This is a genomic window from uncultured Oscillibacter sp. (assembly GCF_910579365.1).
In the GTDB taxonomy this organism is placed as follows: Bacteria; Bacillota; Clostridia; order Oscillospirales; family Oscillospiraceae; genus Oscillibacter.
Genome location: NZ_CAJTUX010000050.1, coordinates 1 through 20,403 on the forward strand (window position 1 = coordinate 1; position 20,403 = coordinate 20,403).

Here is a 20,403-nt window from a genome sequence, read left to right on the forward strand (position 1 = left end):
ACGCACCGGCCGCGGAGACTGCGGAGCGCGTCGTCGCTGATCTCCATCCCCGCCGTCAGCTTGAAGAGCAGACGGCAGATGCGGTTCTCTGTGTCCTGCACAGTGCCGCGCAGAACGGACGCCAGCGCGGGCGGGAGGTAGGCGGTGGCATCCTGACCGGGGACGTACCCGGCGTAGAACCGGATGGTCCTCTTGATGAACTCGTTTTGTGTGCGGCAGTCGTCCCGCGGACACATCTCCTTGACGAGCTGCCATCGCAGGGTAGCGGAAGAAGATCCTGTACAGTGCCAGGGCCATCTCAGAATCGTTGCTCATCAGGAGCTTCTTCGCACCTCCGTTGGAGTCAAGGGCCATGTCTGTGGTGAGCGAGAGTAGTGCGTCTGTCACGGAGAGCTGCCGGTCGTGAGCATACTGCTGTGCAGATTGCAGAGCGGCGTCAGGATCGAAGCGGCCGAAGTGCAGGGTGTGGAAGTACCGGCTGTGCCGGCCCTCTGTTACAATACGGAGGGCCGGTGGACTGAGTTCCTCCATGTTTCGTGGTCAGTGGAAGCACATGAGCATTCCCAGGCCTGCCATCTTAGCGATGTCCTGAAGTGTGCTGCCGCTCTCCAGATACAAAGCCGCCGCCACTATTTCACCCGGCGGAACCGCCGAACCGTGTTGGATGATTTCGTAGACTCCCTGCGTCGTCGCGGGAGAGAAGTGGCGGGAGACAAAACTCATGTTGTAGAGCAGTATTTTTGTGGGCGGCAGCCGCCGCCCTCTGATCGTACCGTGGAGAGCGGAGGGGCCAACCCATTCTCCTGGGCTGGCCCCATAACTCCCGGCACCGTCAGATGGCGGTGATCTCCGGCAGCTCACGTTCCGCCGCTGTCTTCTCAATCCAGTTCAGCAGGTTCTGAAACTCCGCCAGTTCACCGGCCAGCTTGAGCATCGCTGTGCACAGCTCCCGGCTGTCCATCTGGACGGCAGTTTCGAAGAGATTCCACACGTTGAGTTCCCAAACAAAATTTGTAGGTAATCGCGGCGACCATACAGAATCCGGTCAATAAAGACCCCGCCGTTTTCTATCCGATAAAAAGTAAGGTGATTTCCTGTGGCGAGGAACCGAAAACCGCCTTCCGCATCGGCGACAGATGATAAAGAAGCACCGATGAACGGCGTTCAAGATATCAGTAACAATCCGCTCTGCGGCGGAAGCATTTTGAAGCTCAGAGGCGATATATTCCCAGATTTCGTTTGAGTCCGGCGGGATTCCATGGAATAATAAATCTTATGCTTCATTTGCCTTTTCCGGAAAAACTCCCGCATTTCCTCGGAAGACAGCCAGCCTTCGGTTTCGCCGGATTTCCGCCCCTTCGCCAGCTTGTTCATGAGCCGCAGCGTTGTCTGGCTTTTTTCATAGTCCTGAATATCTATAATTGCGTATTTGCCGCCTCCGTTCTTAGGGAGAAGGACGGGCGCACCCGCAGCTAAATCGTGCAGTACTTCGCTGTGGTTGCGCAGATCGGAAATCGGTTTAATGTTCGGCATAAGCGCCAGCCCCTTTCCAACGCGTACTATATCTTCGTTAGCGTAAAATCAACTGCGAATTCACAGCGCTTCTTTATAAAACAGCCGTATTCATTGGAGCAGAGGCCTGAAAATCATCTCCAGGTCATCCTCGCTGGTGGGCAGAACCTCCAGCGTCCGCCGCCCGATGGCCTCCAGCATGGTCTGCTCCTTTTGACAGAGCCGCCGGTACACCTCGCCCTCCATGGACCAGGGACCCTTTTCCGTTTGGTACTCTGTCTGAAGGAAAGCATACTGCGTATACTGCCCCTTGGGAAGCCCCAGGCGGTGGATGCGGTCCTTGGACTGGAGCAGGTGAACCAGATTATAGCTGTACTCAAAATAGACGGCGTCGTGACAGATGCTGTGCAGGGACACGGACTCCGCCAGGGTGTGGGGGTTGGTCAGCAGAACCTGAAATCGCCCTAATTTGAAATCCTGCAAGATGTCCTGCCGCTCCTCCAGCGGCACCGCGCCGTAAATACAGCGGGTGGGGATGCCGCGCTTCTCCAGGGCTTCAGACAGCGTATGGATGGAGTCCAGAAAGACGCACCAGATGATTACCGGCTTTCCATCTCTGGCCAGCTCCTCCGCCAGCTGGACGCAACGGCGGAACTTCCCGGAGGGGGGGCAGGCTTCGATCAGCTGCCGGGCCTCCTGGCCGCAGCCGTCGAGGCCGGCGTCTCCCGCCGGGCCGCCGTCGTCCAGCAGATACTGGAAATCCTGGAGATCCAGCCGCTGGAGCAACAGCTGGGGATTGCTCTCCAGCTGGAGGATTCGCAGGAACAACGCCAGCTTGTTCCCCCGGTATTGTTGAACCAGCAGCTCCAGCAGCCGGTTTTCCTCGCCTCCAGCGGGGCAGGTGAGAAGCTTGTCCGGTAAAGCCGGAGGGACTTCCAGCTGCTCTTTGGTGGTCCGGCAAAAGAACGGCTGGAGCCGTTTGTTGACCGTCTCCGCCTCCACCGGGGTGGGGTGGCGGAGAAGCACGTCGGAGAATCCGAAAAATTCGTCGTAGTCGCTGGGAAACAGCATGTGCAGCAGATTATAAAGGTCCAGATAGGAGTTGGGGATGGGGGTCCCGGTGAGGGCGATAAACTGCTCGGCCTGCTCCGCCAGGGCCAGGGCGGCGGAGGCGTACTCCCCGCCCACCTTTTTGACCTTGTGGACCTCGTCGAAGACCAAAAGAGCCTGGGACTGGACCAGGGGAATCAGGTCCTCCAGCACGCCGCCCAACGTCTCATAGTTCACCAGGATCAGGTTCGCGTTTCCCGCGTCGAACCGCAGCGCCGCCCGCCGTTCCGCCGTGGAGGACAGGCCGGGGGCATGGAGATTCAGAGCCCGCAGGGACTCCTTTCCGGCAAAGCACAGGAAAAACTCGTCCATCCAGGAGCCGAAGGCGTTCTTGGGGCAGACCACCACCAGCCGCTTGATGAGCCCCCGGCTTTTCAGACAAGCGTAGACCCCCAGTACGGAGGCGGTCTTGCCGGAACCGGGAACGGAGAAGTTGGCGGAGCGCTTCATGGCGCACATGAAAAAGGAATCCCACATCTGCCGCTCCCGCAGAGGCCGGGCCATGGCGGCGTTCACCACGGACTGGTATTCCTGAAACCGGGGAAGCAGCTTTTCCTCCCGGTTTTTGATCTCCACGCCCAGCCGGAAACGCTGCTCCAGGTAGTTCCCCCGGCCTTGGATATACTCCGCCAGGGCAGGGGAGACCGTGAGGGCGGCGTTTCGCTTGGCGCATTCGGCTTCACACAGGGAGATCACGCGCTGGCAGTCTCGATAGGTCAGGGCGGGCTTGCAAAGGAACAGGCCGTCCTCCCGCTTTGCGATATAGCGGCGCAGGGACAGCTTATAGAATGCGCCGCAGGGCAGGGCCTCCGCCTCCTCAGCCGGGAGGCTGAGGGTCAGGGCGGCGCCGTCGTAGTCTAAGATCCAGCCGGTCATGGAGAAACCTCCTGATGTTCCTTGATTGCCGTTCCGGGCAGGGGCCGCTTATTGCGGCAGATACCCCCGAATTTCGTCCACCGCCCGCTCCAGCAGGTCCAGCTGCCGCCGCAGGCGCTGGAGCTCGCTGTCTCCCAGCCGGGAGAGGATGTTCACGTCGATGCTCTCCAGAAACCCGGTGGCCTTCTCCACCAGCAGGATGGGCCGGTTCCGGGTTTCCGTCTTCCGGGTCCGGAGCAGGTATTTGTCCATGGACTGCTCCAGAGCGCCGCTCAAATCCTCTCGGATCCGAACCCGGTCCCGGATGGCCTGGGTGCTCATCTCCTGGGGAGGGGGGAGAATGCCGATGACTTCGGCGGCGATCTCCCGCTGTTCCTCCAGGAAGTCCTCCTGCTGTTCGCCGCCCATGATGTTCTTAAAGCCCCGGATGAAGCGGGTCATATCCCCGGCGGGCCGCAGGAGGATGTTGACAAAGACGCTGTTTTTCAAATCCTCCTTCTCGTCCTCTGTCCGGCACTTTTTGAGGAGCTTCTGAAGCTCCTCCAGGGGGTAGTAGAGCTTTAAGTCCCGGGCGATGTAGAACTGCCCCGGCGCGTTGATAAACTCCAGAAGCTCCACCATCAGCTCCGCCAGCTCTATCCGCTTTTTCACGTCGGTGACGCTCTCATTGGTGCTTCTCGCGTACTCCTCGGGGGTCAGCAGCCCGGTTTCAAGAAGGTCGTGGTACACGCCCACCAGCCGGTCAATGGGGTCGTAGTCCACCTTGCTCTCCTCGCCGTGCTGGATGGCGAGCTCCAGGAGCTTGATCTGCTTGGCGCTGCGCTCGATGCTCCGGTCCAGAATGACGGCTTCGAACCAGCTGAATCTCGTGTCTTCCGCGGAGAGCTGCCGGAGGCAGGTAAAGCGCCGGTTCCCGTCGATGATCCGCCCGTCGTTCAGCACCACGCCCGGCTCCCGCTGGTCCACAAGCTTGATGTTGGCCTTGGTTTTGCGGATGGCGTCGGGGTTGCTCTCCACAATGAAGCCCTCGATGATCTGGTTGTATGCCTCCCGGTCTGCCGGTATCGGAGTCCGTCCGCTGTGCTGGGCCCGGTACTGGCTGATCCAGGTGGAGATGCGGTCGTTCTGGTCGTTGTAATACAGCTGGTCCAGCTTGATCCGGTACACCGGATAGGCCTCGGTGGCGCCGTCTATGGTCAGTTTCCGGGTCAGAGAAGTCTTTTGCACCGCGTGCTGGGACAGGCCGTCCCGCAGTAAATCCGTCATGATCAAATTTCCTCCAGATACGTGTCGTAGTCTATGTATACCGCTTTCATAATGGCGTCGTAGTACAGCTCGGAACTCTGCGCCACCGCCATCAGTTTGTAAGGCGGGATGAAGATTTCGTATTGCCGCTCCAGCGTTTCCTGGAGTTCGTAAATGTCGATGCGTCCGCTTGGCTCCGCCTCCACCAGCCAGCGGAGAAAGTCCGCCAGTTGAATGGTTTTCCGGCCCCGGCAGAACAGCCGGGTTCCGCCCATGCGGCGGTGAGTGAAGCGCTCCGGATCCTCCGCCAGCAGGGAGCTGTAGAACCACTCGTCAAAGCCCAGATCGTCCAGGAGATGCGTAAAGCCCTCCCGCCGGAGAGAGGTAACGGTGAAGTAATCGCCGGGCCGGGTAAAGGCGCACACGGCGGCGCAGTAATCCGCCAGGGTTCCGGCGTCCACGCCGCTGGACTGGAGCCGCCGGAGAGAGATGTACTGAAGGGGCAGAAACTCCACGATTTCCCGCCGGGACTTGAGGTCGCTCAGCTCCGAGCGATAGGTTTTAACATCTGCGTAGCGGTAGTTCTGCTGGGTCATATCCACAATATCCGCGTCGGTCAGCAGATGGTGGAAGTAAGCGGTAGCGCCGGAATAGCGCGTGGATACCACGTAGTTTTGATACGGATGGAAGCCCAGGCTTTTCAGGACAAACGGGTTCAAGTCCTCCGGGTTGGTCTGGGGGAATTCCTGCCGGTAGAGTCGGCGGATATCTGCCATCCGGTAGAAATCCTCCGTCAGCAGAGCCGCCATACGGCGCTGCTGTTCCTCCGGCAGCGGCGGCTGGTCGAGGCGGTAGACGCCGTTATGAAAATAGGGGTCAATACAGGCGAAGTAGCTTCCCAGGGCGGTGGCGCTTTTCACGCCATAGGCTTCCTCATAGCGCTGTGCCAGGTCGGTGTTGGCGATGGGGGAATACCGCCGCAGCAGGTCTAGTACCTGCCGGTCCCGGTCCGGTGTGCCGATCTCGATGGTGGGCATCTTTTTGAATCGGACCCTCTCATCGTCCTGGGGCCATATTTTTTTCAGAAGGTTGTGCAGCTCGTATTCATCCCGGATGTCGTATTCCCGCATCAGCTCCGGGTAGTCCCGGAAGAGCTTCAGGGAGGTGATTTCCATGTCCTCATATCGCTCCAGCTCCAGGGCTTCCAGCAGCGGGGCAAAGTCCTGCTCGGCAATGGGATAATAGCGGAACCGCCGCCACTGGCTCCATAGGAGGTTGCTGCTGGCGCTGAATTTGTTTTCATATGTGCGGAATTCAATGGTGAACTTCGGGTCCTCCTCCAGTCCCAGGGATTCCAGCAGCGCCTGATACTGCTGGAAGAATTCCTCCATACTGGTGGAATCTTGGCAGCGGGTCCGTACCAGGTGGTCTGTCAGCGCGAGACGGTTTTTCAAAACCCGGACGCCGTCGATGGTCACATAGTGCTTATAGACCGCCCGCTCCGCCTTGCGCCGGAGGGAAACCGGGATACGCTCGTCCGCCAGCAGTTCTTGAATGGGTTTCCGGTCGCCTTTGGGGCGAGTCATTTCCAGATAATAATAGGCTTCTTCCGGCTCGCCGAAAGACAGCAGAAAGTCCTCAAGGGAAACATCGTAATGGTTGAACAGGTACTGGTACTGGTCCTCATGGAGCCGGGGGCGGCGGTCCAGGGCCTTGTTCGTCAACTGCCGGACCCGTTCCCGGGTTACGCCCAAGCGCTGGCCGATTTCCTCCAAGGTTTCTCCCCGGAGGCGGGAGAGCAGAATATCCCGCTGTCTCTGGTTGGAAATGCGCTCCGCGAACTCCAGGGCGGTGGGCCAGCGGCGGCGGACCCGGTTGTCCCGTATCGTAACCTGTTCCCGGCTCAGCAAGTCCCCCAAAAGGAGATTCAGCGTCCGAATAGAGGTTCCGGCGGGCAGATGCCGCAGCAGTTCCTCCGGGCTGACGCTCTCCTCATGGGGTTCCAGCAGCCGGAGGATGGCCCGCCGGGCCTCCCGGCGGACGGGTCCCTGCTGAAAGGCCAGGTCCAAAAGCTCCGCCTCCTCCGCGTTGGGAGAAGCCTCCCAACAGGGGGCCAGATACCGGAGGAGGTCCCCCTGGGGCAGCTTTGTGAAGGCGGACAGCTCCTTTACTATTGCGCGGAGTGCCCCGCTGGGCCCTTCGGGCAGGGCCGATCCTCCCGCATTGGGGAACGAAAACTGTTCCCGCAGTTCTTCCAGCTTCTCCATGATCTGCTTGGCGGTTTTTCGGCCCATGTTCTTGACGGACAGCAGGGATTCCAGGGTGGCACCGGACAAATCCGCTGCGGTACGGACACCCATGCTCTCCAGGCAGTTGTTCGCCCGGACGGACAGACCCAGTTCCCTAATTGGGATATCCGGCAGGCGGGGCGGCGGCGGGGGTTCCAACGGTTTGGGCTTGGAGGCCACCATCTGGAATCCGTCCCCGGCGCGGATGCGGGCGGCGAGGCTGGTCAGCTCGTCGGCGCTCTTTTGCCCCAGGTTCCGAATGTCCAGCCACTTGTCCGCCGGATAGTCCAGTAGCTGGCCCACAGTGTGGATGCCCGCCCGCCGCAGGCAGTTGCTGGAGCGCCTGGAGAGAGGGAGAATCTCCACAGAGTCCTCCCGCGTCAAATATAGCATGGCAATTTCCTTCTCCACTGATTTTAGGATGTCACGGCTTGAGAAGCCTGTCAAGCCGCCTGCACGGAGTTTTCCGGGTATAGGATACCATACGAGTCCATCATTTACCATATGCAGTCTGCATAGGGTTTCAAATTTTTTCAAGACCCTATGCAGCCAGCATATGGTTTCCCCTGTTTAAAAATGGTAGAGTAACGTTGGAAAACAGCGCTATGGAGCGGAGGAAGGAGGACCGTATGGAACGAGACACGGAGACTTTGCGGAGGGAACTGCTGGACGAGGCTTGCGCCGGAGCGTTTTCCGGCCTGGGGGCTATGATTCTGGACGCGGACGAGATTCAAAACGCGGACGAGTCGAAGCTGGAAGAAATTGCGCGGCGGTACGGGAAGTAACAAATTTGTCATCAAAATTTTAGGAGGATATATTATGAGCGTAGGCTATCGAATGGAATACAGCGTCATCACCAAGGGTACGCGAGCGGAGTTTGAACAGATTCCAGCCGTGGCGCAGCAAGTGCTGGATAACTATAAGGCAGCATTGGAAAAGGCAAAAAAAGAAGGCCGCTGGTTCTGGGATTCAACCTGGAACTACGAGAAACTGGCGGAAGAGTTGGCGGAGCTTGCTCAGGATACGCTGAAGGCGGGCGGAAATCCGCTGCTGTTGGAATTGGAAAGTTCCGACGGCGACGATACTCACGGAGATTTTGAGGATTTTTTAACTGCACTGGATGAAAATCTTCCCGGACTTTCTATTGTGGCATATGCCATCTGGGTAGACGTGGAATATGGAGAGTCTGATACCCTTAGCATTCTTTACTCTCCCAAAGGAAGCAGCATGTTAGACGTAAAAGACGTCCCTGGTTTTCAAGGACGCATAGATACCTTACCGGACGAGGACTGGATTCCCTACGGCTGGCGGCATCCGGACGAAGCCCCTCCCGCCGCCAAGGCGGAGGGAACTGTAACCCTGCTGGGCGATTGGAGCGAGGCGGAAAAGGCCATTGTGGACAAGGCCCTCATGGGCGGCGCGCTGGAGACTATGGGTTACACCTCTTTCCAACACGCCGACAAGGCCGTCGCCCGGACGGAGGAGGGCTGGAAATTCTTCGTGGGCGGGGCCATGGATGCCGGCCCAGAACCTCCATCTGGCCCTGCTGCCCTACATCAAGAAGCATAAAGCGTCCTGCGCCGCCCTGTGCAAGGCCATGCGGGAGAAAAAGCTGGCCATCCACCTGTATCTGGACGAGTACACCGGTCCCAACGCCGCCTGGTCCTACTGCAACAACAGCGACTGGCATTTCCTGATTACCAGCGACGGAGCGCGGCTGGTGTCCAAATTTACCTGGTGCGGAACGTATAGCTTCGGTTCCCGGGGCGGGGCCGCCAAGTGCAAGGGTGTGTATGAGCAAACCACCGGAAAGAAGTGGGAGGACCTCTCTGAGGAAGCGCAGTTTTTGGCGAGTCAAGCCGTTTTTGCTTTTAAAGAGGCCCTTGAAATTGATCTGGAGAATGACCCGCAATACTGGGAGGCGGCGGAGTGCTTATGTCAATATGACATTGAAGTGGAAGATTTTCTTACTGGTAACTATGACGAGGGGGAGCTTTTTGAGGAAAACCTGGATGAGCTAAACCAGCTGTGCGCGGGAATGAGGGAAATTATGGACAAATATAACAGCCGCCTGGGGCGTGCTTTGAAAACGGCCCTCACCGCCGTCCTGGCCCGCTATGAAGGCATGGTCTACACGGAGGACCGTCTGGCCGACGCCAAGGCCGACAAAAAAGAGCTCTCCCGACTCCACCAGGACATTGATGACCGCCGCAAGGAGATCAAGAAAGCCTATCTGGCCCCCTATCAGAATTTCGAGGCCCAGATCAAGGAGCTGCTGGCCATGGTGGACGCGCCGCTGGAGGAGATCAAATCCTTCGTCTCCGAAATGGAGGTCCGGGAAAAGGAGTCCAAACGCCGGGAGATTGAGGCGTATTTCTTCCAGCGGAGCGCTTCCCTGGGGACGCTGGCCGGGCAGGTTTTGAACAGTCCCGCCTTCTTTGAGGCGAAATGGCTGAACAAAAGCACCTCCGCCAAAACCTGGCAGGCCGCCGTGGACGAAAAGATTGCCAAGGCCGCCTGGAACCTGAAGAGCATCGAGACCTCTGCCGGTCCCCACGCCGGGGCCGTCACCGCCAAGTATCTGGAAACCCTCTCTACAGAGGGCCTTGCCGAATACCGCAGTCAGCTGGCGGCAGTATCCGCGCTGGAAACCCCCGCCGCCCCCGTTTCCACAGACCGCCGCCAGGGGTCCCTGACCCTCCGCCTCACCGGCGGCACAGAGGAGCTGGCCCAGGTGATGGAAGTGCTGTCCATGCTGGGGGTGGACTGCGAGGTTTTGGAGGACAACCGCCCCCAGCCCATGCCGGAGCTTACCCGACCGGATTTCGACTCCTTCGTCTGCTTCGATCTGGAGACCAGCGGCACTTATGGAGCCGCCAACGGCGACGGCCCCGCCGAGATCACAGAGATCGGCGCGGTGCGGGTGGTGAAGGGAGAGATTACGGAAACCTTCTCCCAGCTGGTGAACCCGGGGCGGAAGATTCTCCCCCGCATTGCCCGTATCACCCATATCACCGACGAGATGGTGGCGGACCAGCCGGGTCCGGAGGAGGCCGTCCGGCTGTTCGCGGACTTCGTGGGGGACAGTGTTTTGGTGGGGCACAATATCCGGCAGTCGGACCTCCACTACATCGACGCCGCCGCCCGGCGGGCGGGCATCCGTTTGGAAAATCCCTTCTTCGATACCTACCGCTTCGCCCGCACACTGAAAGAGGCCCAGGGCTGGGAGAACGTCAAGCTGGAATACCTGTCTGAAGTTTTCGGCATCGCCCAGCCGGAGGCTCACCGGGCCTGGTGCGATGCCCAGGCTAACGCTCTGCTGTATGAAAAGCTGAAAGAACTGGCCCGATAAAGGGAAGCGGCCCCAGACGCGGTTTTGCGCCTAGGGCCGCTTACAAAGAAGTTATTGGAAAACCGTCTGGTCCAGGTCCAGCTCCTGGCCGCAGCGGTTGTCGATGTCCGTGCCGTTGCCAGTGAACAGAGTGCCGGGAAATTCCAAGGACAAATCCACGCCCACCTGTTCCAGCAGGACGGCGGTTTGGTTTCCCTGGAAGGTGTTGCCCTCAAACCGGCTGTCTGAGATGTTGGGTTCCGCATTGTTGATGTGAAGGCCAATGCCGTTGTCTGAGAAGGTGCACTGGTCTGCGTTGACCCATGCGTGTTCCGAACAGAAAACGGCGGTGTCCCATCCGGAGAGGCGGCAGTTCGTCAGGTGAAGGCGGGACATGGCGGAGACTCCTGTACCGCTTCCGTTTCCTGTGAAATCAATGCCGTCGAAGAAAGAGATGACGCCGTTGGAGTACATGAGGTGGACGGGGCCGGTAAAGGTAGTGCGCTCGCCCGTCCGGTCGAGACTGCCGTAGAGGTTTACCGCCAGGCGGTTCAACACCAGTTCTCCTTCATAGGTCACGGGGGGAAGATGAATGTAGATTTCCGCGTCGGGCTCCGCCGTGCGGCCAATCTCATCCAGCAGGGCCTGGAGGTCCTCCAATGTATCATGGGAGCGTCCTCCGGAGTGTAGGTATAGGTTTTGATGGAGCGGAAGTGGTGGGTCTGCCGGACCCGGATGGTGTCGCCGTTTTTCATATTCACCGTGAAGACCAGCTGGGCCTCGTAGTCTCCGTCGCGCCGGAGGCAGAAATCCACATGAATGATGCTGGCGGCGTCGGGAACGTAGTCCGTCTGCCGGGCGGGAGAGGTGCAGGAGAGCTGCATGTCACTGTCATCGCCGCTGTCGGGACTGAGGCTGACAAACTCGGCGGTGATGCGCTCCACCTGGGGCAGGAATTCGTCGGCGGCACTGGCTCCGGAGTCCACACGGTTGATGTAGAGGAGGGAGGGATACCGGCCGTCGAAGTTCACCGCCGCAGAGGTATACCGGTCGCTGAAAGGCGTTGTGGGCGTATCGCCCCAGGCGATACAGAGCTGATAGGTCTGGTCTTTCATCGTGTAAAGGACCTCGGCGGTCCCGTTGTCATAGGTCTTTGGCAGAAAGCGCCGGACGCCGGCCGCCAGCAAAACCGCCGCCAGAACCACCAGAAGGCTGTACATCACCCGAATGTGCCGCCGCCTGCAACGCCGGACTTTTTCCCGGATTACCACGCTTTTCGCGCAGCCGGGGCAAAAGGACGCCTCGTCCGGAAGGACTGCGCCGCAGTGGGGACAGGCTTTCACGGTCAAATCGCCTCCATCAGATGTAATACGCTTCGATACCGTTTCTTTGGGTTCACCTGTGTACACCGCTGAACCACCCGGCCCAGACGGCCCTCTGCCAATTTTTGGGAGGGGTGCTCTCCGGTGAGCATCACGTTCATCAGCACGCCCAGAGAGTAAATATCCGCCTGGGGACCGGTCTGGGAAAGGCCATACTGTTCCGGCGCGGCAAAGCCAGTGGTACCCAGGACCACGGTGTCGTTCTCGTGGGCGGGCTTGTGAAGCCGGGCGGCGTCAAAGTCGATCAGCACCGCCTCCCGCCCCCGGAGGATGATGTTCTCCGGCTTGATGTCCCGATGGATCACGCCGGTGGAGTGCAGCACCCACAGGGCTTGAGAGAGCTGGGTCACGATTTCCCGGGTTGCCTTTGGGGAGAAAGGAGCGGCTTTCAAAAGAAAGTCCAGGGTGTCCCCCTGGATAAATTCCTCCAGCACCAGAACCTCGCCCTCCTGCTCCGCCGCCTCCAAAATTTCCGGGAGGTTCCGGCAGGAGCAGTGCAGGAGCTTCCGGTAAACCTCCGCGCTCCCGGAAAAGCGGCGCAGGATGAAGCACCGCCCCGTTTTTTATGGCGGAGAAGAACAACGCTGCCGCGGGGACCTTCCTTGAGGGGGCGGATCTCTTCAAATTCCAGCTGAATCACGCTGGACAGCCACGTGTAAATAAAAGACCGCCTCCCCCAAAAGTGTGGACCCTATGCGGCTATGCAGCCAGCATATGGTTTTTCTCAATCTAAAAGTGTATGATAATATTTAATATACAGCATATTGAAAGAAAAGTAAAGGAGAATATCCCATGGAAAAGACAACCGGCGATTTGCGGGACGAGCTTTTGAGCCAGCCCCATCTGGACGAGTATTTGAAGGAGAACAGGAACCAGTTTGTGAATTGGGGCCTGGCGGAACAGATGATGCGGCTCTTCGACGAAAAAAATGTTTCGAAAGCGGCGGTGGCGCGGAACGGCGGCATGAGCGAGGTCTATCTCTATCAGGTGCTTTCCGGGCGGCGGAATCCCTCCCGGGACCGGCTGCTGTGCATCTGCTTCGGCCTGGGGACGACGGAGGAGGAGACGCAACGGCTTTTAAAGAGCGTCGGCTACGCGCCGCTGTATCCGCGTTTGAAGCGGGATGCCATCATTCTCCACGGCATCACCCACGGCACACCGCTGGCGGCGGTGAACGACAGGCTGTTTCAGGAGAACGAGAGGACGCTGTATTGAGCTTTCCCGGCAGCCTTGCCATTGCGGAGGAGCCGGATGCTATACGGAATTTAGGAAAGGAAGCAGAGCTTATGAGCACAGTTATGGAACAGAAAAACCTGCTTTTGCGCAGGCGGGAAGCGTTGAAAGGGGAGCTGGCGCAAACAGAGGCCGCTCTCTCGAAAAAGACGGAGATACGTATGCGGGCCAGCCGCGATTTTGCCGAAGCGGGGGCGCGGCGGGGAGAAGCGGGAACTTCGCTCCAGGAGCTCTGGCAGCTGGTGGAGAGCGCCGTCAGAGAGATCAAGGCCCTGCGTAAGGAGCGCGGGCGGCTCAGCAAAAGCCTGGAGGAGCTGGACGCGGAGCTGGCTCTTCTGGATCAGCTGCCCGCCGGAGAGATCGAGGAACCGCAGGCCTGGAAGGCGGGAGAGCCTGAAAAGCGGGCGGAACAGGCCCAAACGGCGGCGGGGAAAGCGCCGACCCGCCCCAGGCTCTCGTCCTATTTTCAAAGCCGCCTGGACAGCGTCCTCCAGCGTCTGGAGGCATACTACCCCGACCGCGTTATCCGCGACAGGATCGACCAGGCTCATGAGACGCTGGGCCGGGACCTGACCGATCTCTACAAACTGCTGGGCTATGCCAGCCGGAAGGAATTTCTGGACGCCTACGGCTATCAGAGTCCTTCCGCGATTCAGGAGAGGCGCTCCACGGAGGATTCCACCGATGTTGTCAAGCGGAAAACCGAAAGCATCCTCCGCCGCCTGGAACAATACTATCCGGACCATGTGATTCCCGGACGCCTGGAGCAGGACCATAAGTCCCTCTCCAGCGATATCTCCGAGGTCTACCGCCTCCTGGGCTACGAGAGCCGCGCGGAGTTTCTGAACGCCTACGGCTATACATACCAGCCATCCGTGGGCGGACGGCCCGCCCAGGACTTCCAGGCCATGCTGGACGCCTTGGCGGAAAAATACCGGGACCGGGAGAAGCCCACTGCCATGGGCGTGCTGCTCTTTGAGAACCCGGAGTACAAGGGGCCGCTGAAGACCCTCTCCAACAAGGCCCAGGAGCTTTTGGGCATGACGCTGGTTACATACCTCCGTTCCATCGGCGTCATGGCGGAGAAGGGCGCCCCTCGGGGCCGCTCCGCGCCCGCCGCCAGGCAGGAGGGGACCGCCTCCGTCGCCGGACTCTCTCCTGCGGCCACGGCCAGACTGAAAGACCTCTACCTGGGCTTGAATCCCCGGTTTTACGGGACCTTCGCGGACGCGGCGCGGAAGCTGGCTGGGCTGGAGGCAAGATGCACCAGAGGGCAGTACGCACGGTTCTGCATCACCGGAGCCGCGGACTGCCCCGCAGACGTGGAAATTCCCCAGGGCTTCCACTTCATCCAGGAGGGGGCCTTCCAGAATCAGCAAGGACTGGAAACCATCGTTTTGCCGGAGAGCCTGACCGAAATCCAGGCGTCGGCCTTCGAGGGCTGCACGCATCTGCGCCGGGTTATTCTCCCTGCCGGGCTGGAAACGGTGGAAGACCGGGCCTTTGGCGGCTGTACCGCTTTGGAAGAGGTGGATTTTCAGGGCGGTATTCCCCAGGTCAGTCCAAGCGCCTTTGAGGGCTCCGCTTACCGGTACACCCCGCCGGAGATTCCGGGAGACTCGGACGGCCAGGACTTTACCTATACCTCCGCCGCCGGCGGCATCACCATCACCGGATACACCGGCACAGCGGAAGAGCTGGACATCCCCAGGACCATCCAGGGCGTCCCGGTGCGGATGATCGCCAAGGGCGCCTTCAGCGGCAACCGGAACCTGACCGAGGTCACCATGCCCGATACCATCCAGCGCGTCCAGGGTCTGGCCTTTGAGGGCTGCATCAGCCTGCGGAAGATTCACCTCTCCAACGCCATGACCAAGCTCATCAACACCACCTTCAACGGCTGTATCGGCCTGCGGGAGGTCAACATCCCCGACGGCGTGACGGCCCTTCGGGAAAAAACCTTCAAGGACACCGCCTTGGAACGGGTCCACATCGGCAAGAGGCTGGAGACCCTGGACCCCGGCTGTTTCTTCCGGACCTATAACCTGGAGGACGGACGGAACAACCATCCCCAGGCCCTTTCGGAAATCACCGTCGACCCGGAGAACGTCCATCTCAAGGCGGAGATCCCCTTTGTGTTCTCCGCCGGCGGCAGAACCCTTTGCGCCTTCTTTGGCACGGGCCTCTGCGAGATTCCGGAGGGCGTGGAGCGCATCGGGCCCAACGCCTTCGCCGGGCGGACCGGCCTGACGGACGTGGCCTTCCCCTCCACCTTGACTGAAATCGGAGAGCACGCCTTCTCTTATAGTCCCTCTCTGCGGCGGGTAGAATTTGGCGAAAACCTCCGAATCATCGGAAAATCTGCCTTTTACCACTGCGAACGTCTGAGCAGCGTCCTGTTCAGCGAAGAACTGGAGGAGATTGGGGACTGTGCGTTCCAAAACTGCCCCATCCACCTGGTCTCCCTGCCCTCCAGTCTGCGGAAGCTGGGGGAGGCCAGCTTTGACTGTCTCAGCAGCTATTATGATTTCCGGGAGCATCCCCAGGAGCTGCGCATCGCCTCTGGCGGCCCCATCGAGGCGGACGGGGACGCGGTTTATCAGATTGAGGGTGGGGAAAAGACCCTGCTCAGGATCTACGGCCCCCGGTTCCCCACCTATTACTATTACAATGAGGAGGATGAGGAGGACACGGTGGTTCTAACCCACTACACCGTAGCGGAGGGCACCACCGTGATCGACAGGGGGGCCTTTGAAAACCGCGGCGGCCTGATTTCCGTCACGCTTCCGGATTCCCTGCGGGAGATCGGGGACCGGGCATTTTACGGCTGCAACAGGCTGGAAAGCATCCAGCTTCCCCATGGCCTGCGCTCCATCGGGGCAGAGGCGTTCCGGGGAACGGCCATCGGGGAGTTTGTGCTTCCGCCGGAGATTGCGGCCATCGGCGGCAGGGCCTTTGCAGGCAGAGAATACAGCGACGAAGCCGCTGTCCTGCGGAGCATTCAGGTTTCCGCCCAAAATCCGCACTTCCGGACCGAGGGCAACTGCCTCCTCCGGCGAAAGGAGGACGGGAGCTGGTCCCTGATGTCCGCTTTTGGGGAGGACGAGACGGTAACGGTGCCGGAGGGCGTCACCGAAATCGAGTCCCTGGCCTTTGACAGCCGGACGATGCAGGAGATCCGGATTCCATCCTCTGTCCGGGACATTGCCCAGGACGCTTTCCGCGAGTGCAAAGGTCTGCTCCGGCTGCGCCTGGAGTACGCTCAGCCGGAAAACGGCCGGAGCTGGGCGGTGTTTTACTTCCCGGAGTTTCAGAAGGAGGGGTACGACTATGACTCCTATTCCAGACGGAATCAGTATATGGACTGCATCCGCACCAACCGGGACGGTATCTTTGACGTGGTGAAGTACGACAGCCTGTTCCCCTCCATCCAGGAGTTCAAGGACCGGGTGCTGATTGCCACGGACCGCCTGAAATCCGCCGTCCAGCTGGTGCCGCTGTACCGGGACGAGTACCTGAACTGGCTGCGGGAGAACGCCGCTGGGGCGGTGGAGGTTGTCATTGAGTTTGACGATCTGGCAGGTTTGAACACCCTGGCGGAGCTGGGTGTGTTCACCGGGGAAAACATCGACGAAAGCATCGAGCTGGCGAACTCCGCCCGGAAGCCGGAAATCGTCAGTTATCTGATGAACTACAAAAATGCCCACATCGGCATTGGGGAGACGGACTATGAGCTGTAAGAGAGGAGAAACGCCGTGGACAAGCAGAAACGGGCGGAGGAGCTGGCCGTCCAGATTTTGAAATACGCCCGGAACGAGCTGCTGGTGGCCTTCCGGTTTCTGGATTTGGCCCTGTGCAAGCCGGAACTGCAAGAGGGGGGCCTGGAGACCCTCGGCATAGACGGGAAGTACCTCCGCTTCAATCCGGATTATATATTTGAGCTTTACAAGCAGGGCGGCGGCGAGCTGAACCACAGCTGCCTCCACGCCATTTTCCACTGCGTGTTCAGCCATCCCTTTGTGAACCCTGCCATCAACCGTGATCTATGGGACCTGGCCTGCGACATCGCGGTGGAGGGCATCCTCAGCGAGCTGAACATGAAGCAGCTGGAGACGCTGACCGGCTCCGCCATGGCGGTGGAGCTGGCGGAGCTGGGAAAGGATGGCAAGCTGACAGCGGAGCGGCTGTACAAGCGCTTCACGGACAAGCCCCTGTCCCCGGGGGAGTACCAGCGCCTTCGTGATTTGTTCCGCCGGGATGAGCACGGCCCCTGGTACGCGCCGCCTCAGCAAAGCGCAAGTGCCGGGACAGCGGGACAAGCCGGAACCACCGGGACGCCCGGCCAGTCCGGCGAATCCCAGGTGGATGGAGCGATGGGCGGCGGCCTTCAGGCCGAGTGGCAGGCCATCAGCCAGCGGGTACAGGTGGATTTGGAGACCGCCTCCCAGTCCTCCTGGGGGGACCGGGCCGCAAACCTCCTGCAAAATGTCCAGGAGGTGAACCGGGAAAAATACGACTATTCGGACTTCCTGCACAAGTTCGCCGTCCTGGGGGAGGATATGCAGATCAACGACGACGAATTTGACTACATCTTTTATACCTACGGCCTCCAGCTCTATCAAGACGTGCCCCTCATCGAGCCGCTGGAGTACAAGGAGGTCAAAAAAATCAAGGATTTCGTCATTGCCATCGACACCTCCGGCTCCGTCCAGGGAGAGCTGGTGCAAACCTTCCTGACAAAAACCTACAACATCCTCGCCCAGCAGGAGAGCTTTTTCAGCAAAATCAACGTCCATATCATCCAGTGCGACGTGGAAATTCAGGAGGACCACAAGGTCACCTCCTGGGAAGAATTTCAGGACTTCCTCAAAACCATGGAGCTCAAGGGCTTCGGAGGAACGGACTTCCGCCCGGTGTTCCAGTATGTGGACGAGCTGCGGCGGAAAAAGGAGTTTGACAACCTCAAGGGGCTGATCTACTTCACCGACGGCTACGGGACCTTCCCGGAGAAGAAGCCGGACTACGACGCGGCCTTCGTCTTTATCGACGACGAATGCAGCCAGCCGGAGGTGCCGGTCTGGGCCATCAAGCTGGTTTTGCAGAAGGACGAGGTTTAATTTTTGAAAAGGAGAAAATGATTATATATTCTGGAATTTACGGAGAAAACGGAAGCTTCTTTGATACCACCGGCTCGAGCATAACGGAGACAGTACACAGTTATTCCCGCGGGAAAAACGTAACAGATGAGGTGATTCCCGACAGCGTTATTGCCATTGGCAAATGCACGTTTTATGGCCAAACGGAGCTGACCAGCATCACCTTCCCGGAAACGGTGAATACGATTGGCAGAGATGCATTTCGAGGCTGTACGGGCTTGACGGAGCTTCGGCTACCGTCGAGTCTTGTATCGTTGGGAAGCGGCGCGTTCGCAGACTGTACCGGTTTAGTCCGAGTGGAGCTGAATGGGGGCCAGATCGCAGGCGGCGCGTTCACTGGATGTGTGAATTTGCAGACGTTCCAGATTGCTCCCGACTGCTCTCTGTGGGCAGAAGGGGCGGCGCTTCTTGATACCTCCAGAGATATGCCGACACTGTTGTGCGCCCCCACCGCAACCGGAGAGTACCTGGTTCCGGAAGGCGTGGGGAAGCTGGCCGCCCGTGCGTTCGAGGGCTGTAAGGGACTGAAGCGCGTGGTTTTGCCCGACAGTGTGACGGCCATTGGCGAAAACGCGTTTGCAGAATGTTTTGATTTGGAAGAGGTCGTTCTTCCGGCAGGGCTGAAGAGCATCGCCAAAGAAACGTTCGACAGTTGCCATAAGCTGCGGCAGGTGAATTTGCCTGAGAGTGTGAAAAAAATCGGAGACCGGGCGTTTGCGGGCTGCGAATCTCTGGAAGTACTGGCTCTCCCGCCGAAGCTGGGCGAAATCGGCGAGAATGCGTTTGACGGCTGTTGCCGAATGACGCTGGCTTCCTCCATTCAGGGCAGTTTGAAAAAATTGGGAACCAGGGCCTTTGCGGGCTGCGAGTCTCTGACTGTGCTGGTGATTGGAGCAAAAAAGACGGTGGAGCTGGGAAGTGGCGTCTTTGCAAGATGCAAAAAACTGCAAGAGGTGCGAGTGCTGAGTCAGGAAGCGAAAATCCACGCAAAATCCTGCGAGGATTGGGAGGGTGCGTTGGTTATGCCGTATATTGCCATCGGAGAACTGCCGGCGGCGTGCAAGGAACACGCGGTTCTGGGCTTTGTCCGGCTGGACTTAGAGATGCGTTCGGCAAAGCCTCAGGCTGCTAAAAAAAGCAAAAAGCCCGAGACTTCGGAAACCCTTCGGGAGGACTACTGCAAGTACATCAAGGCCCAGAAGAAGAAGCTCTATCCTGCGGCCGTCGAGCATGAGGAGCTTTTGCAGCTCATGTTCACGGAAAAGATGATTCCCCAGAAGGATATCGATCTGCTTCTGGAGGAGTGCGAAAAACAAAAGAACACCACCGCCAAGGTGGTAGTGCTGGAGTATGCCCACCAGAACTTTAAACCGGCGAATACCGACAAGAACTACAAGCTGTAAATCGGGTGTTAAGCAATATAAGCAATATTTTATAGGAGGTATTTATCATGAAAACTAAGCAGGAATTTGTCATCACAAAAAAGGGCGTACTGACCAAATACAACGGCCCCGGCGGGGATGTGGTGATCCCGGAGGGCGTAAAGGCCATCGGGGAGCGCGCTTTTTACGGCTGCAAAAGCCTGAAAAGCGTAATCATCCCGGAGGGTGTGACGGAAATCGGCGGCTTTGCCTTTCGCGGCTGCACGGGATTGCGGAAGGTTGCAGTCCCCGAGAGCGTAAAAACGATCGGCAGATATGCCTTTGGCGACTGTAAGAGCCTGAAAAATTTGACCATTCCGGGAAGAGTGGAGGAAATCGACAAGTCAGCGTTTCACGACTGCGACTGGCAAATCGTTTTAACTGTGCCCAATTTCCCCATTTCAAAAATTCATAAGAGCTACAAAGAGAATGCATTTAATGGCTTTGTCAAAGCGTATCTGAAGAATATGGAGATGGATGAAGAGTTGAAAGCGGAGAATCTCCGGTATATCAAGAGCCAGAAAAAGAGCCTTGTGGCTTATACCATTGGGGACAACGGCACGCTCCGCTTTCTCTTTGAGACAGGGACGGTGAAGCCGGCAGATATCGAGTGGATGTTACAAATGAGCCGTGGAGATGAAACAAAAGAGAAAATTATGAAATACAAAGCCCGTTACCTGGATTCGGCGGCCCCTGCGAAGAAAGCGACCCAGCCGCGCAAGACCGCGGCGCCCCGGAAGAAAATTCCCATAAACATCGATCCGGATTTTGACATTTCCCCAAAGGGCGTTCTGAGAAGCTGTACCAATAGGCTAAAACCGCTTGAGTAAAGTGCTGAAAGCAGCAATG

15 protein-coding genes and 2 pseudogenes are annotated in these 20,403 nt (G+C 58.8%); 8 read left to right on the forward strand and 9 right to left on the reverse strand.

What is annotated here, in order from left to right:
- From QZ329_RS11050 to QZ329_RS11075, 6 genes and pseudogenes are all read right to left on the reverse strand, one after another.
- Positions 1 to 236: pseudogene (locus QZ329_RS11050) on the reverse strand (hypothetical protein); the annotation flags it as partial.
- A gap of 596 nt (positions 237 to 832) precedes the next feature.
- Positions 833 to 991, reverse strand: a complete 159-nt coding sequence (locus QZ329_RS11055; RefSeq protein WP_295752553.1) for a hypothetical protein — start codon at positions 989 to 991, stop codon at positions 833 to 835.
- Between the two features lie 314 nt (positions 992 to 1,305).
- Positions 1,306 to 1,533, reverse strand: a pseudogene (locus QZ329_RS11060) (prevent-host-death protein); the annotation flags it as partial.
- 90 nt (positions 1,534 to 1,623) lie between these two features.
- Positions 1,624 to 3,498, reverse strand: coding sequence for a DEAD/DEAH box helicase (locus tag QZ329_RS11065; protein WP_295752556.1), 1,875 nt, complete (start codon positions 3,496 to 3,498; stop codon positions 1,624 to 1,626).
- A 48-nt stretch (positions 3,499 to 3,546) separates the two neighbouring features.
- Positions 3,547 to 4,764, reverse strand: a complete 1,218-nt coding sequence (locus tag QZ329_RS11070) for a ParB/RepB/Spo0J family partition protein (protein WP_295752559.1) — start codon at positions 4,762 to 4,764, stop codon at positions 3,547 to 3,549.
- Between the two features lie 2 nt (positions 4,765 to 4,766).
- Positions 4,767 to 7,424, reverse strand: coding sequence for a DNA-directed RNA polymerase subunit alpha C-terminal domain-containing protein (locus tag QZ329_RS11075; protein WP_295752561.1), 2,658 nt, complete (start codon positions 7,422 to 7,424; stop codon positions 4,767 to 4,769).
- 236 nt (positions 7,425 to 7,660) lie between these two features.
- On the opposite strand from QZ329_RS11075, the gene QZ329_RS11080 reads away from it, so the two are divergent.
- The 3 genes from QZ329_RS11080 to QZ329_RS11090 are packed head-to-tail and all read left to right on the forward strand — an operon-like array spanning position 7,661 to position 10,383.
- Positions 7,661 to 7,816, forward strand: coding sequence for a hypothetical protein (locus QZ329_RS11080; protein ID WP_295752563.1), 156 nt, complete (start codon positions 7,661 to 7,663; stop codon positions 7,814 to 7,816).
- 34 nt (positions 7,817 to 7,850) lie between these two features.
- The gene (locus QZ329_RS11085) at positions 7,851 to 8,600 is read left to right on the forward strand and encodes a hypothetical protein (RefSeq protein WP_295752565.1); all 750 of its coding nucleotides are present in this window, start codon (positions 7,851 to 7,853) and stop codon (positions 8,598 to 8,600) included.
- Positions 8,548 to 10,383 (forward strand): DUF1351 domain-containing protein, encoded by a 1,836-nt coding sequence (locus QZ329_RS11090; RefSeq protein WP_295752568.1) that lies wholly within the window; start codon positions 8,548 to 8,550, stop codon positions 10,381 to 10,383. Before QZ329_RS11085 ends, QZ329_RS11090 begins: the two co-directional genes overlap by 53 nt.
- A gap of 51 nt (positions 10,384 to 10,434) precedes the next feature.
- On the opposite strand, the gene QZ329_RS11095 is transcribed toward QZ329_RS11090, so the two are convergent.
- Genes QZ329_RS11095 through QZ329_RS11105 form a run of 3 tightly spaced genes read right to left on the reverse strand, consistent with a single transcriptional unit; the run spans position 10,435 to position 12,211 of the window.
- On the reverse strand, positions 10,435 to 11,022 hold the full coding sequence (locus tag QZ329_RS11095; RefSeq protein ID WP_295752571.1) for a hypothetical protein: 588 nt from the start codon (positions 11,020 to 11,022) through the stop codon (positions 10,435 to 10,437).
- The gene (locus QZ329_RS11100) at positions 10,938 to 11,705 is read right to left on the reverse strand and encodes a zinc ribbon domain-containing protein (RefSeq protein ID WP_365351922.1); all 768 of its coding nucleotides are present in this window, start codon (positions 11,703 to 11,705) and stop codon (positions 10,938 to 10,940) included. Before QZ329_RS11100 ends, QZ329_RS11095 begins: the two co-directional genes overlap by 85 nt.
- A 2-nt stretch (positions 11,706 to 11,707) precedes the next feature.
- Positions 11,708 to 12,211 carry a protein kinase gene (locus tag QZ329_RS11105; protein ID WP_295752576.1) on the reverse strand — a complete coding sequence of 168 codons (504 nt, stop codon included), beginning with the start codon at positions 12,209 to 12,211 and terminating at the stop codon, positions 11,708 to 11,710.
- 325 nt (positions 12,212 to 12,536) lie between these two features.
- Between QZ329_RS11105 and QZ329_RS11110 the strand changes: the two genes are divergently transcribed.
- The 5 genes from QZ329_RS11110 to QZ329_RS11130 all read left to right on the forward strand — a co-directional run bounded on the left by QZ329_RS11110 (position 12,537) and on the right by QZ329_RS11130 (position 20,384).
- Entirely contained in the window at positions 12,537 to 12,959 is a 423-nt protein-coding gene (locus QZ329_RS11110; RefSeq protein ID WP_295752579.1) for a helix-turn-helix transcriptional regulator, read from the forward strand.
- 71 nt (positions 12,960 to 13,030) lie between these two features.
- The gene (locus QZ329_RS11115; RefSeq protein WP_295752581.1) at positions 13,031 to 16,717 is read left to right on the forward strand and encodes a leucine-rich repeat protein; all 3,687 of its coding nucleotides are present in this window, start codon (positions 13,031 to 13,033) and stop codon (positions 16,715 to 16,717) included.
- A 15-nt stretch (positions 16,718 to 16,732) separates the two neighbouring features.
- On the forward strand, positions 16,733 to 18,094 hold the full coding sequence (locus tag QZ329_RS11120) for a VWA-like domain-containing protein (RefSeq protein WP_295752583.1): 1,362 nt from the start codon (positions 16,733 to 16,735) through the stop codon (positions 18,092 to 18,094).
- Positions 18,031 to 19,536 (forward strand): leucine-rich repeat domain-containing protein, encoded by a 1,506-nt coding sequence (locus QZ329_RS11125; protein ID WP_295752585.1) that lies wholly within the window; start codon positions 18,031 to 18,033, stop codon positions 19,534 to 19,536. Before QZ329_RS11120 ends, QZ329_RS11125 begins: the two co-directional genes overlap by 64 nt.
- A gap of 47 nt (positions 19,537 to 19,583) precedes the next feature.
- On the forward strand, positions 19,584 to 20,384 hold the full coding sequence (locus QZ329_RS11130) for a leucine-rich repeat domain-containing protein (protein ID WP_295752588.1): 801 nt from the start codon (positions 19,584 to 19,586) through the stop codon (positions 20,382 to 20,384).
- Positions 20,385 to 20,403: the final 19 nt, after the last annotated feature.

Bases quoted from the DNA above. Each gene is read 5' to 3' on its own strand.
- QZ329_RS11130 (WP_295752588.1), top strand. From the start codon at position 19,584: ATGAAAACTAAGCAGGAATTTGTCATCACAAAAAAGGGCGTACTGACC.
- QZ329_RS11110 (WP_295752579.1), top strand. From the start codon at position 12,537: ATGGAAAAGACAACCGGCGATTTGCGGGACGAGCTTTTGAGCCAGCCC.
- QZ329_RS11075 (WP_295752561.1), bottom strand. From the start codon at position 7,424: ATGCTATATTTGACGCGGGAGGACTCTGTGGAGATTCTCCCTCTCTCC.
- QZ329_RS11090 (WP_295752568.1), top strand. From the start codon at position 8,548: ATGCCGGCCCAGAACCTCCATCTGGCCCTGCTGCCCTACATCAAGAAG.
- QZ329_RS11065 (WP_295752556.1), bottom strand. From the start codon at position 3,498: ATGACCGGCTGGATCTTAGACTACGACGGCGCCGCCCTGACCCTCAGC.
- QZ329_RS11085 (WP_295752565.1), top strand. From the start codon at position 7,851: ATGAGCGTAGGCTATCGAATGGAATACAGCGTCATCACCAAGGGTACG.
- QZ329_RS11115 (WP_295752581.1), top strand. From the start codon at position 13,031: ATGAGCACAGTTATGGAACAGAAAAACCTGCTTTTGCGCAGGCGGGAA.
- QZ329_RS11125 (WP_295752585.1), top strand. From the start codon at position 18,031: ATGCAGCCAGCCGGAGGTGCCGGTCTGGGCCATCAAGCTGGTTTTGCA.
- QZ329_RS11080 (WP_295752563.1), top strand. From the start codon at position 7,661: ATGGAACGAGACACGGAGACTTTGCGGAGGGAACTGCTGGACGAGGCT.
- QZ329_RS11070 (WP_295752559.1), bottom strand. From the start codon at position 4,764: ATGACGGATTTACTGCGGGACGGCCTGTCCCAGCACGCGGTGCAAAAG.